At 49.0% G+C, this 12,272-nt stretch carries 12 protein-coding genes; 7 read left to right on the top strand and 5 right to left on the bottom strand.

Annotation, left to right across the window (positions count from 1 at the left end; all coding sequences use genetic code 11):
* The first annotated feature begins 76 nt into the window (after positions 1-76).
* Positions 77-1,084, top strand: a complete 1,008-nt coding sequence (gene hemB / locus J7438_RS08370; protein WP_209276191.1) for a porphobilinogen synthase — start codon at positions 77-79, stop codon at positions 1,082-1,084.
* Between the two features lie 222 nt (positions 1,085-1,306).
* Positions 1,307-3,496 carry a polyphosphate kinase 1 gene (gene ppk1, locus J7438_RS08365; RefSeq protein ID WP_286196469.1) on the top strand — a complete coding sequence of 730 codons (2,190 nt, stop codon included), beginning with the start codon at positions 1,307-1,309 and terminating at the stop codon, positions 3,494-3,496.
* Positions 3,497-3,629: 133 nt separating this feature from the next.
* Here ppk1 and J7438_RS08360 read toward each other — a convergent pair whose 3' ends face one another.
* Positions 3,630-4,433 (bottom strand): carbon-nitrogen hydrolase family protein, encoded by an 804-nt coding sequence (locus J7438_RS08360; RefSeq protein ID WP_209276190.1) that lies wholly within the window; start codon positions 4,431-4,433, stop codon positions 3,630-3,632.
* A gap of 83 nt (positions 4,434-4,516) precedes the next feature.
* Between J7438_RS08360 and J7438_RS08355 the strand changes: the two genes are divergently transcribed.
* Both J7438_RS08355 and J7438_RS08350 read left to right on the top strand, forming a co-directional pair.
* Entirely contained in the window at positions 4,517-5,302 is a 786-nt protein-coding gene (locus tag J7438_RS08355) for an NRDE family protein (RefSeq protein ID WP_209276189.1), read from the top strand.
* A gap of 41 nt (positions 5,303-5,343) precedes the next feature.
* On the top strand, positions 5,344-5,769 hold the full coding sequence (locus J7438_RS08350) for a DUF2541 family protein (protein ID WP_209200661.1): 426 nt from the start codon (positions 5,344-5,346) through the stop codon (positions 5,767-5,769).
* Positions 5,770-5,873: 104 nt separating this feature from the next.
* On the opposite strand, the gene ruvX is transcribed toward J7438_RS08350, so the two are convergent.
* The 4 genes from ruvX to gshB all read right to left on the bottom strand — a co-directional run bounded on the left by ruvX (position 5,874) and on the right by gshB (position 8,995).
* Positions 5,874-6,323: a Holliday junction resolvase RuvX gene (gene ruvX / locus J7438_RS08345; protein ID WP_101748125.1), complete on the bottom strand. Its 450-nt coding sequence runs from the start codon at positions 6,321-6,323 to the stop codon at positions 5,874-5,876.
* Positions 6,324-6,341: 18 nt separating this feature from the next.
* Positions 6,342-6,914, bottom strand: a complete 573-nt coding sequence (locus J7438_RS08340) for a YqgE/AlgH family protein (RefSeq protein ID WP_209200659.1) — start codon at positions 6,912-6,914, stop codon at positions 6,342-6,344.
* 70 nt (positions 6,915-6,984) lie between these two features.
* Positions 6,985-7,875, bottom strand: a complete 891-nt coding sequence (locus J7438_RS08335) for an energy transducer TonB (protein WP_209200658.1) — start codon at positions 7,873-7,875, stop codon at positions 6,985-6,987.
* Between the two features lie 160 nt (positions 7,876-8,035).
* Positions 8,036-8,995 carry a glutathione synthase gene (gshB, locus tag J7438_RS08330; protein WP_209276188.1) on the bottom strand — a complete coding sequence of 320 codons (960 nt, stop codon included), beginning with the start codon at positions 8,993-8,995 and terminating at the stop codon, positions 8,036-8,038.
* Between the two features lie 171 nt (positions 8,996-9,166).
* Between gshB and J7438_RS08325 the strand changes: the two genes are divergently transcribed.
* The 3 genes from J7438_RS08325 (at position 9,167) to J7438_RS08315 (ending at position 12,272) form a co-directional block, all read left to right on the top strand.
* The gene (locus J7438_RS08325) at positions 9,167-9,778 is read left to right on the top strand and encodes a hypothetical protein (protein WP_209276187.1); all 612 of its coding nucleotides are present in this window, start codon (positions 9,167-9,169) and stop codon (positions 9,776-9,778) included.
* A gap of 77 nt (positions 9,779-9,855) precedes the next feature.
* A complete protein-coding gene (locus J7438_RS08320; protein ID WP_209276186.1) occupies positions 9,856-11,466 on the top strand; it encodes an AMP-binding protein in 1,611 nt (536 codons plus the stop codon).
* Positions 11,466-12,272, top strand: coding sequence for a hypothetical protein (locus J7438_RS08315; RefSeq protein WP_209276185.1), 807 nt, complete (start codon positions 11,466-11,468; stop codon positions 12,270-12,272). Before J7438_RS08320 ends, J7438_RS08315 begins: the two co-directional genes overlap by 1 nt.

The raw sequence follows: 12,272 nt of genomic DNA, 5'->3' as shown, positions 1-12,272 counted from the left end.
AAACTGTGGCTGTTTGGCCTGTTGACGCTTCGTTGCGAGGCTTCCGCCCCTTACAACCTCAAAAGGATAAAGAAGTATGATTCACCGCCCTTTTCCTGCTGCCCGCCCAAGACGAATGCGCTACAACGACTTCTCCCGCCGCCTGATGCGCGAAAGTCAGCTTGCCGTGGACAACCTTATTTATCCACTGTTTATTGTGGACGGTCATCAGCAGCGCCAGGCCGTTGCGTCCATGCCCGGTGTTGAGCGCCTCAGCATTGATTTACTCCTTGAGGAAGCCGCTGAGCTGGTGGAGCTGGGCATTCCGGCCATTGCCCTGTTTCCAGTGACACCCGCTGACAGGAAGTCCGAACTGGCGGAAGAAGCCTGGAACCCGGAAGGCCTTGCCCAGCGCGCGGTCCGGGCGCTGAAAAACCAGTTCCCGGAGCTGGGTGTGATTACCGATGTAGCGTTGGATCCCTTTACCTCCCACGGTCTTGATGGCCTGACCAATCAAGATGGTTATGTGGTCAATGATGAAACGGTTGAGGCCCTTGTCCGTCAGGCCCTGTCCCACGCAGAAGCCGGCGCAGACATTGTTGCCCCGTCAGACATGATGGATGGCCGGATTGGTGCCATCCGCCAGCGTCTGGAAGAGGAAGGCCATATCAATACCCGCATTCTGGCCTACTCGGCCAAATATGCCTCCAATTACTACGGCCCGTTCCGGGATGCGGTGGACTCAGCCGGTAACCTCGGCAAAAGCAATAAGTTCAGCTTTCAGATGGACTTTGCCAACAGTGATGAGGCAATCCACGAGGTGGCTGCCGACCTGGCAGAAGGTGCCGATATGGTGATGGTAAAACCTGGCATGCCCTACCTGGATATTGTTCGCCGGGTTAAGGATGAATTCAAGGTACCGGTCTTTGCCTACCAGGTCAGTGGTGAATACGCCATGCACAAGGCGGCGGCGGCCAATGGCTGGCTTAATGGCGATGCCGTGATGCTGGAATCCCTGATGTGTTTTCGCCGGGCCGGTGCGGATGCCATTCTGACGTATTTTGCTAAAGACGCTGCAAGAGCGCTCCGTAAAATGAACGCTTGATAAAACAGGCAAACGTTCATGCCGGGAGTAGTCTTTATTATTTCTGTTAGAATAAAATGAATAATGCGACATTCTCCCTGCCCTATTACTTCCGCTCCGAGAGTCGCCTGTTTACCGGGCCATTGGTTGAATCTCTGACAAACGTCACTGACAGGATCCATGACAAAAGCCACTGAAACCGGTCATCATAAGCCAGTGCTATTTTGCTGAGAAAGAGGTCGTATGGATAACCCCCAACAGTCGGATGTTCAGGAAACCCGGGCCCAATCATCTGAGTTTGCCGAGCCAATGGTCAGCAAGCCCCCAAAGGTCAGTGATTATCAGAACCCTGACTATTACATTAATCGTGAACTCAGCCATCTGGCGTTTAATTTCCGGGTGCTGCAGCAGGCGTTAAACGAAGAGTACCCGCTGCTGGAGCGCTTCCGGTTTCTGCTGATTTTCAGCTCCAACCTCGATGAATATTTTGAAATCCGGGTCGCGGGCCTGATGCAGCAGATCGACTTCTCCCGTGAGCAGGTGGGTCTCGATGGCATGGGACCACAGCAGGTCCTGAAAGAGATCAGCCAGAAGGCCAAAGAATACGTTGAGCTGCAATACCAGATATTGAATGAAAGCCTGTTACCTTCTCTGAGAAGAGAGGGTATTCGCTTTCTGCGTCGCAATGAGCTGACGGAAAAGCAGCAGGCATGGATCAAGCGCTTCTTCTACCATGAAGTGATGCCCATTATCAGCCCTATCGGGCTGGACCCTGCCCACCCGTTCCCAAGGCTGGCAAACAAACTGCTTTGCTTTATTGTCTCCCTGGAAGGCAAAGATGCTTTTGGTCGTGATACCGGTATGGCCATTATCCCGGCACCCCGGTCGTTACCACGTATTGTCAAAATGCCTGAAGATATCTGTGATGGCCGGGAGAATGATTATGTATTTCTCTCTTCGATTATCCATCGCCATGTCAGCGACCTGTTCCCCGGCATGGATATCAAAGGCTGTTATCAGTTCCGGCTGACCCGTAACAGCGACCTGGATCTTGAAGATGAGGTTGAAGACCTGGCCAAGGCACTGCAGGGCGAACTGCTCTCCCGTCGTTATGGTAAAGCGGTACGGCTGGAGGTAGCCGACAACTGCCCACAACCGCTGGTGGATTTTCTACTCAATGAATTTGGTTTGACCAATGAAGACGTTTACCAGGTCAGTGGACCGGTCAACCTGACGCGCATGATGTCCATCTGCGACACCAATGACAAACCGGACCTGGTCTTCCCGCCGTTTACCCCAGGCTACCCGAAAGGTCTGCACAGTAAACGGAAGCACAGTAACAACGTGCTGGATCTGGTGGCCAAACAGGATATCCTGCTCCATCACCCCTTTGAGTCATTCACCCCGGTGGTGGATATGCTCCGTCAGGCCGCCAAAGACCCTGATGTGCTGGCCATTCGACAGACGCTGTACCGCACCGGTGCTCACTCAGAAATGGTGGATGCCCTGGTAGAAGCCGCCAGGCAGGGCAAAGAGGTGACGGTTGTGGTGGAGATCCGTGCCCGGTTTGATGAAGAGGAAAACCTGGCCCTGGCCCGTCGCCTGCAGGAAGCAGGAGCCGTCGTCGTATACGGTGTCGTCGGCTATAAAACCCATGCCAAAATGATGTTGATTGTTCGTCGTGAAGGACGGCATATTCAGCGTTATGCTCACCTTGGCACCGGTAACTATCATGCTGGCAATGCCCGTCTCTATACCGATTACAGCCTGCTGACCTGTGACAAGATACTGACCAACGACGTCCATAAAATCTTCCAGCAGCTGACTGGGATGGGACGTGCGGTTCGTGTCCGTAAGCTGTTCCATGCGCCTTTCACGCTGAAGAAGAGCCTGATTGATCTGATCAATCAGGAAACCAGTAACGCCAAAGAGGGAAAACAGGCCCGGATCATCATCAAAATCAACTCACTCACTGAGTCTCATATCATTAAGGCGTTGTTCAAAGCGTCTCAGGCCGGTGTTGAGGTGGATCTGATCGTTCGGGGCATCTGCTGCCTTAGGCCCGGCATTGAAGGGCTGTCGGAAAATATCCGCGTACGCTCCATTGTCGGACGGTTTCTTGAGCACACCCGTATCTACTACTTTGAAAATGGTGATAATGACGCACTGGTCTACTGTTCCAGTGCGGATGCCATGATCCGAAATCTGGACATGCGTATTGAGACCTGTTTCCCCATTGAAGACCCGAAACTTGCCGCTCGCATCAAAAAGGAATTGGACTACTACCTCACCGACAACACCCGCAGCTGGCAGCTGCAAAGTGACGGTGAGTATGAGAAAAACCGGCCGGTTCGGAGTCAGCGTCGACGTAATGCCCAGGAACGGTTGATGGATGCGTTGGCGATTATTGCTAACAAGCCGTCTACTGATTAAGGGGCTGTCATTTGATAACTTTGACATTTTAGTAAGCGCTTCCCGCTTCCCGCCACCCGCTGCCCGAAAAAGACAGACTGCTTGTGCTTTTGCGGGCAGTGGGCAGCGGGCAGCGGGCAGCGACCTTAACAACTCACTGTCTGCGATGGTTTAAGCACGGCATTCGCCGACGAACTCTCGCCAGTTCATCCAGATCCAGTTCTGCCGTAATCACCGAAGCCCCTTCCGCAGGGGCTTGTGCCAGAATATCTCCCCAGGGTGAAATGATCATACTGTGCCCATAGGTCTGTCGGCCATCAGGATGAGTACCCGCCTGATTGGCTGCCAGCACATAACATTGGTTTTCAATAGCCCTGGCTTTCAACAGCACTTCCCAATGGGCTGCACCGGTTACTTTGGTGAAGGCAGAAGGTACGGTTAATATGGTTGCTCCCTGCGCCACCAGAGTACGGTATAGCTCTGGAAAGCGAAGGTCATAACAAATTGACAGGCCAATCTTTGCCTCACCAATATCCACCAGCCCTGGCCCGGCTCCGGGGATAAAATCATCGGATTCTCTATACCGCCCTTTACTGTCAGATACCTCTACATCAAACAGGTGCATTTTGTTGTAGCAGGTGACTTCATCCCCTGTCGGGCTATAAACCAGGCATGAGGCATGGTTGCGCCCGTCACTAATATCCGGGACAGGCACTGAACCGCCCACAAGCCAGCTACCCAATGTTCTGGCTGTTAATGCCATCCATTCCCTTATTTCATCAGCCTGCAGAGCCGCTTCAGCCTGGGGGCCTCCAAGCATGGCAAAGCATTCGGGTAATACAATAATGTCTATTTGCTGTTGTTGATAAGCCATTAGCTGACTTTCAATATCAGCAAGATTTTTTGCAACAACCCGGTCCGAGCAAACCTGAACCACCGCTGCCTTGAGTCTACTCATTATTATTTGCCTGTGCTTTTTCGCTGGATGGATGATAATTTATTTCTCGCGTGACTTCATAACACCACAAGATCGTCAACAACATGTGCCTTATTGTTTTTTCATGGCAGCCTGATAGCCAGTATCCCCTGATTCTGGCAGCCAATCGAGATGAATTTTATCAACGCCCGACACAGGCAACCGACTTCTGGAACGATTCGCCGAATGTATTTGGAGGCCGGGACCTGGAAGCTGGCGGCAGCTGGTTGGCCATTAACAAAAATGGCCGCTTGGCTGCCGTTACCAACTACAGGGAAGTTCCCAGCCCTGCTGGCTTATACTCCAGGGGGGCGCTGGTGGCCAACTTTGTCACAGGTGCCCAGTCAGCATCTGACTATTTACAGGCGGTTCAGCAACAGAGCGACAAATGGTCAGGGTTCAATCTCCTGACTATGGATTCAACGGGCCTTTATTACTTTAGCAACCGCACAAAAGACCACGGCATTGCTCCTCTTCCCCCCGGGATCTATGGTTTGAGCAACCATCTGCTGGACACACCATGGCCAAAGCTTATAAGAGCACGTAATGGCTTTACCAGGGCAATCAAAGAGTCCATCCCCCCCAATAGCAAACAACTTATTGAGCTGATGCACGATAATTATCAACCACCGGAGGAACAATTACCGGATACCGGGGTCAGTAAAGAGGTAGAAAAACTGATTTCCAGCTGCTTTATTGCCAGCAAAGAGTACGGTACCCGGAATACCAGCGTATTGATGATTGATCGCCACCATCAACTGCAATGGGTGGAACAGGAATACCTGCCGGAAGGAGCTGTCGGTGAACAGCGTCAGTTCAAATTCACACTGGAGCAGAATCAGCTAAGCTAGTACATCAATTGCAAGTTGCCAGATTGAACCAAGGATTTCCTATGCTTAACCGCTTTTGCCAGTTAATACTTCTCTCTTTGTTGGCACTACCGATCAGCACCTTGGCTATCGATAACTGGATAGCCGTTGGTTCAGCGAAAGCCAGGGTCAGTGAAAATACCTTAACCATTTTTCCCCAGATGGAAGAGTCCTACAGCAAGCTTCGTTTCCATATATCCAATGGCGATATCATCTTGCGTCAGGCTCGTATCTATCTGGCTAAAGGCGAGGTATTTCATATCAACCTGCAGAAAACCATCCGAGGTAAAAGAAACGGTGATGAGGTACAGGATTACTCAAGGACAGTGCCACTGAGCAGTTCACAGCAGAGCCCCCTGGCGAAGATCAAAGTATTCTATAAATTCAAACAGCAGCAATTGGCAACCCAGCCGGTCATTGTTGAGCTGCTTGGTGTGCCTGTAACCTGACATAGGAATAAGTGCTGCCCGTAAAAGACAGATTACTTGTACCTTTGCGGGAAGCGACCTTAACAAGCCTCAGTCAAATGCGGAACTTATTGCGAGACAATGTCTTAATGACTCATAAGGTGTTCATTCTGAGGGTCATTCAGCCAGGCTTCCAGGATAATCTGGGCGGCCATGGCATCCACCGGGTTTGATCCGTAATGCCCTTTATGGCCAAGCTTGCTGGCCCATTCTTTGGCCTCAAAAGACGTCAGTCGTTCATCCGCTGGATAAAATGGCAGGTTGAAGCGTCCATGAATCCGGTTACCAAACTTTCTGGCGCGGCGCGACATGTCCGATTCTGAGCCATCCATATTCAATGGAATACCGACGACAATGGCATCGGGTTTCCACTCCATGATCAGGGCTTCAACCTGACTCCAGTCCGGGATTCCATCTTTTGCTTTTAACGATGGCAGGGCAGAGGCGGTTCGGGTAATAACCTGCCCGGCCGCAACACCAATGTTACGGGTTCCGAAGTCAAAACCCAGTACGGTACTTAATTTCTTATCGGTCATTGCTTTTTCAAAAGAAACTTATGCATGGCCAACCTGATCAGAAATCAGGTTGATATTGACACCCAGTGTACTGGCAGCTGCACTCAGTCTCAGGTGGTAAGGCGTATCGAACACAATGGATGGATGGGCCTCACAGGTCAGCCAGACATTCTCGGAAATTTCCTTTTCCAGCTGACCCGCGCCCCAGCCTGCATATCCAAGAGCCACCAGTGCCTGCCTCGGGCCTTTGCCTTTTGCCATTGCCACCAGTACATCGGTTGATGTAGCCAGTTGCAGCCCGGGGCATATCTGCAAGCTGGCATCCCAGCTGGATTCCCCTGAATTCAGCACAAAACCTCTCTCCTGGGATACCGGGCCTCCAGAGTATACCGCGTGCTGACTCACGCCTGACTGCTCATGGTGATCAATGCCAATCTGTCGGAATATCTCGCTCATCGGCAGAGTGCTTGGTCGATTCACCACAATACCCAGGGCACCTTCCGGGCTGTGCTCACAGATAATGGTCAGCGTTTCAGCAAAGGAAGGGTCTGCCATGCCGGGCATGGCAATCAGGAAGTGGCTTTTGAAATTCTGGAAAGGGACGCTGCTCATAGCGGCAGTATCAGGGTAAAGGGCATTTATGGCAAGTCTTGAACCTATATTCCCGCAATACAACAGGCCTTTACTGACTGAACAGTCGATCCCCCGGCTCAAAGCGCCAGGTACGGATGATCTCGACGATATCATAGCTCTTAAGCGTGTCGTCAAAAGGGGCAAAGGGCGAAGCCATTCTGACAATACGCACCGCAGCATCGTCCAGAACCCGATAACCCGATGAGTCCAGTATCTCAACATTTGACAATGTGCCATCCCGGTTGATGGCAACCATTAAGCGCAACTCGCCATAGAGCTTCTGCCTACGTGCCTTTTCCGGGTAGTTGATGTTGCCCACCTTCTCAACCTTCCGCCGCCAGGACTCTTTGTAAAATGCCCCGGCCTCCTGCAAGGTTGAGGCCGCTGTCAGCCTTTTGATACGAGGGCGTTTGGCAAACTCCTGGCGCTGCTGATGGAACTGGGCTTCAAGGCTGGCAATTTCATTTTTCAGGTCAATGTGCTTGCGTGGCTTGTCTTTTTCAACGGCAATGGGTTCCTGCTTTTCACGGTCGTCGGTTGCCGAAACTTGCTGCTGGCTCTTTGCCCTGGTGGTAATACGGGTCTGTTCTGTTACGGCTTGCTCTGGTTGAGCCGCGGTTTGTGACTGTGGCTGGACTTCCTTGATGGTGTCTTCCTGAAACTGTGCCTGCTGATCACTGGAGGGCAATGCTTTTTCATCCAGAGTACCGCTGCCCTGTTGATTGATCTGGGCCAGGTAGTCGGCTTCTTTGGGTTTCTCTTTGCTTTGATAGCTGGCCAGAGTCACTTCCAGGGTTGGCGGAGGGGCAGGCTTGTCATTAAAGCTAAACGTTACGCCCAGCACGATCAGAACGTGCAGAACCCCCGCCATAAAAAGGGTAAAACCCAGACGGTCTGCCGTCGATACTGCTGCTGATGAAATGGTCGCTGGCTGAGTCATAGCTTTCTGATTACTGCTTTCCCTGGTGAAGCCCGATAGCAGAGCCGTCCTGATTACTACAATATGAGCCCTTTTATCAAGGGCTCCCGGGAGGCTAACCAACTTAAGACTATAGGCAAGATTCTGCTGGAAAAAAACAGTCTATAGAATAATCGTCTGGTCAGGGCCTGGCCTTGAGCTTTTCCTCAATCTTATCCATCAACTGACCGGCGATATTGAGTGTAAACTGGTTGTCCAGCTCACGGATACAGGTCGGTGAGGTAACATTGATTTCTGTGAGGTAGTCGCCAATAACATCCAGCCCGACAAAGATCAGGCCTTTCTTGCGCAGCTCTGGCCCTACCTGACGGGCAATCCACAGATCCCGCTCGCTCAGGGGCCGTCCTTCACCGGTCCCGCCTGCGGCCAGGTTGCCCCGGAGTTCCCCGGCAGCCGGAATGCGCGCCAGGCAGTAGGGAACGGGCTCCCCATCGATCATCAGGATGCGCTTGTCTCCGGATTTAATATCCGGGATAAACTTTTGAATCATGGCCTGACGCTGGCCCATTTCCGTCAGGGTTTCCAGGATCACGCTTAAGTTCGGATCATCTGTCCGGGTCCGGAAAATAGAGCTGCCGCCCATGCCATCCAACGGCTTCAGCACCACATCGCCATGTTCTGCCGCAAACTCTTTCAGCAGCCTTGGACTGCGGGAAACCATCACCGGAGGTGTGCACTGTGGAAACAGTGTGGCAAACATTTTTTCGTTGCAGTCACGGATACTGCGGGGGTTATTCACAATCAGAGTGCCTGCCGCCTGAGCCTGTTCCAGCAGGTAAGTGCTGTAAATGAATTCCATATCAAAGGGCGGGTCCTTGCGCATCAGGATGACATCCAGGGCATCCAGCGGCATCTCCCGGCGCTCATCCAGTGCAAACCAGTTTTCAGGGTCAGCATTGACGGTTAACGGCTTAACGCTGCCCATGGCAATACCTTCTTTCTGATAAAGGTCGGCCTGTTCCATGTAAAACAGCTGCCAGCCTTTCTGACTGGCCGCCAGCAGCATGGCAAGGGAGCTGTCTTTTTTGTAATTGATGGAGGCAATAGGGTCCATCACAATGCCGAGTTTCAACGCTTTCACAATATATACCTTTTATACTATCCAGCAGGATTCAGGTTAACTTCTCTATTTCCAAACGTCATGAACATAAAGACATTGCGTTTCAGTGTCTGCTGAGCGTTATTGCTATGAACTTTTTGGCGAGTTGTACTGTCAGACAAGCAACGAAAAATAATCGAGTGCTACTGGCCGATGATGGATTCACATATTGCTAAAAATATGCTTAACAGTCAATCACTGCGGTTGACAGCCCCTTATTTACAGCATGAGTCAGCAGTTCTGCAAAATCTTATTGTTGGCGATACAAAAATAAATAACATGGTGGTAGTCGGATCTGGCCCACTTACCTTTCAAAACCTTGCTATTTTACATGACATAGGATATTACGCTGTAGATCCATTTTATCGTGTTAATAGTGATACAAATGTAATCAACAACATAAATTTACACTTTGAATCCATTACCAGAAGTCAGATTACTTATGAAAATGTAATGTTTGTGTTTTGGTTTAATGTTGCATTTTATATCAATGATTTTGCTGAATCAGTAAGACGTATTGTTAGAAAAGGGGATATCCTATTTATTTCATCATGGGGGAATGGAATAGAATCAAAGGCACTGTTAAAAAAATACCTGCAAAGTGTTTACCAAACCCAAGATGAAGGTACGATTGAAATCATGGTTAACAAAATTTTGAAATTCTGCCCTGTTGAGACCTTGTCAGATTGGCTGTGTGAAAAGAAGTACAAAATTGATCAATACTCAAATACCTTCAATGATATAAACATTATTTTTACCGATTGAGTGCCAAAATTTGGATCAACAGGTGTTATTGTTAAATGAACGAAAAACCACAAAGCTTACTTCACACACCCGTATTAATGGCAACTGATCGGTACACTGATCATATTGCCGTCATTGAAGAGTCAGGCTTAAAGGTTACCTATCGGCAATTGAATCAATTGCTAACTGGGTTTACCAGGCTAATCTGTGCGCTTAATCCTAAAAATACAAACTTAGTACCACTTATTGGTGTTCTGTCTCCGGTTAATCATCTGAGCATTTCAGCGATATTGGGTATTCTCAATGCCAGATGCGCTTACGTACCACTGGATGATCAATCCCCACCAGAAAGGCTGAACAAAATAATAGATAATACCCAAATGAAATTATTGCTGGCTGATGGAACCCTGCTCAGCAAATTTCCTGAATTGGCAGGCAATGACAATATAGAAAGAATAGTCACCTTTGGTGACTCAGCACTGAATCCGGGGAATTCTGGAAATCATGAAAATTCCTCTGAAAAAATCATCTGCTTTTCAGATTTTATCCAATCACCATCCACTGACATAGACGAACAACCCCATCATTTGTCAGAGTCACTTTGTGGTCATAGTGACGATTTAGCCTATATCCTGCACAGTTCAGGATCAACCGGCGTGCCGAAGGGAATCATGTTGTCCCATGGCAACGCCAGGGCATTTACGGATTGGATGCAAAAGGAGTTTTGTTTGACCTGTGGTGATGTTGTGATATCCAGGGCTCCGCTGAAGTTTGACCTGTCCGTTTTTGATATTTTCAATACCTTATCCGTTGGTGCAGCCCTGGTCTGTTTTGACTGGCAAAAACAACGTTCTTCTATTGAAAAACACAGGGACTATGTCTCATTACTCAGGCGGGAGCGTGTATCCATATTATATACAACACCCTCCACATTAATAACGCTTGCGTATCGAGGAGGGCTTGGCCAAAACAGCACCAGTCTTCGTCAGATTATGTATGCCGGTGAGCCATTTCCGGTGGCTAAACTGCGTCACCTGATGGAATCATTACCGGATACCCGGTTCAGCAATATTTATGGCCCGACCGAAACCAATATTATTACCTGTTTTCATATTACCCCCGGAGATTTGGATAAACACCAGAACGCTATACCTCTGGGTACCGGGGCAGATCACAGTGAAATTCTCGTGGTCGATGAGGCCAGTATGAGGGTGTGCCGGACTGGCGAGGCTGGTGAAATATGGTGCCAAGGTCCTACGGTATGTCATGGTTATCTGAATATGCCGGATCTGACCAGAAAAAATCTGGTCGTCAGTCCTTTTGCCCAATATCCGGGCAGGTTCTGGAGAACCGGTGATTATGGTTTCCGGGACAAACAGGGGTTGCTGCACTATCGAGGTCGACGGGACCTGATGATCAAGATCAAAGGATATCGTATTGAGTTAGGAGAAATTGAAGCCGCGTTTGCCAGTATTATTGGAATATATGAATGCTGCGTTGTTTTTATAAAAGACCAATGCCAGATACATTGCTTTTATTCAACCATCAATAACCTGCCGATGGCGGAAAAAACAGTCATTCAACAATTAAAAGAACAACTCCCAATCTATATGATTCCCGCACATTTCCATTACCAACCGGATTTACCCAAAACATCTTCTGGAAAAATAGACCGGGTATTACTCAGTGTAGAGGCATTATTAGTGTGATGAACAATAGCAAAATTAAAGAGGTTATTTTTACTGCTAACCAGGCATGGAAATTACTCTGCTTTGATGAGCTTCATAGTTACGACAATTACCAGATCTCCTGGCTGCAATATGCTGACCGGCCATATTACAACTGTATACATATTCATGACGCACTGGCATACAGTGAATTGCAGACAGCTGAAGCCTATTTCACAGAACGATCAAGCCTTCCGAGAGTTTATACTCATACTGGCACTGACAGTGAATATATCAAATTTTTAAAGAGTGAAGGTTACATCGAATTACCTGAAGAAGAAGAGCTTTGGTATGAGTTCTCCATAGAAAACATGCATGCACCGTTGGCGCTGGGTGAATTTTACAAAAAGTCATTATCTGAAATTGATATCAGGAAGATTGATACTGAAAAAGATGAGTTGGATTACTTTATGAAGCTAAACCAGGATCGAAACAACATTCCTTCATCACTGGCAGAAAAGTTCACCGAAAAAATCAGAAAAAACAGCAGGGATAAGAATAATTCCCTGGAATGTTTTGCTGCCTTTTCCGGGGATCATGTGATTTCCGTTGGCACCATGAGCTGCATCAACGGGTTGGCCGTTCTATCAGAAGGTGCAACAGATACCCGTTTTAGCCGACTGGGTTTGTACTCAACTCTATTAGCATTTCGAATTAATCTTGCTTATCAAAGAAAGTGTCGGTTTGCATACGTTCGCTGCGATAAAGAGGCATGGTCTAATCAGGGGTGCATGAAAGTGGGTTTTTCTCGATTTCTCAGTCGTCAATTGTGGGAAAAAAGGAAATAA

It is taken from the genome of Thalassotalea sp. G20_0 (assembly GCF_017744175.1).
Taxonomy (GTDB): domain Bacteria; phylum Pseudomonadota; class Gammaproteobacteria; order Pseudomonadales; family Endozoicomonadaceae; genus Endozoicomonas.
The sequence above is the reverse complement of the archived record's forward strand: the minus strand, read 5'-3'. Positions and strand labels throughout refer to the sequence as shown.

Coding starts and splice junctions, on each gene's coding strand:
- J7438_RS08315 (WP_209276185.1), top strand. CDS start 11,466: ATGAACAATAGCAAAATTAAAGAGGTTATTTTTACTGCTAACCAGGCA.
- ruvX (WP_101748125.1), bottom strand. CDS start 6,323: ATGACCGATAAGAAATTAAGTACCGTACTGGGTTTTGACTTCGGAACC.
- ppk1 (WP_286196469.1), top strand. CDS start 1,307: ATGGATAACCCCCAACAGTCGGATGTTCAGGAAACCCGGGCCCAATCA.
- J7438_RS08335 (WP_209200658.1), bottom strand. CDS start 7,875: ATGACTCAGCCAGCGACCATTTCATCAGCAGCAGTATCGACGGCAGAC.
- J7438_RS08355 (WP_209276189.1), top strand. CDS start 4,517: ATGTGCCTTATTGTTTTTTCATGGCAGCCTGATAGCCAGTATCCCCTG.
- hemB (WP_209276191.1), top strand. CDS start 77: ATGATTCACCGCCCTTTTCCTGCTGCCCGCCCAAGACGAATGCGCTAC.
- J7438_RS08350 (WP_209200661.1), top strand. CDS start 5,344: ATGCTTAACCGCTTTTGCCAGTTAATACTTCTCTCTTTGTTGGCACTA.
- J7438_RS08325 (WP_209276187.1), top strand. CDS start 9,167: ATGATGGATTCACATATTGCTAAAAATATGCTTAACAGTCAATCACTG.
- J7438_RS08360 (WP_209276190.1), bottom strand. CDS start 4,433: ATGAGTAGACTCAAGGCAGCGGTGGTTCAGGTTTGCTCGGACCGGGTT.
- J7438_RS08340 (WP_209200659.1), bottom strand. CDS start 6,914: ATGAGCAGCGTCCCTTTCCAGAATTTCAAAAGCCACTTCCTGATTGCC.
- J7438_RS08320 (WP_209276186.1), top strand. CDS start 9,856: ATGGCAACTGATCGGTACACTGATCATATTGCCGTCATTGAAGAGTCA.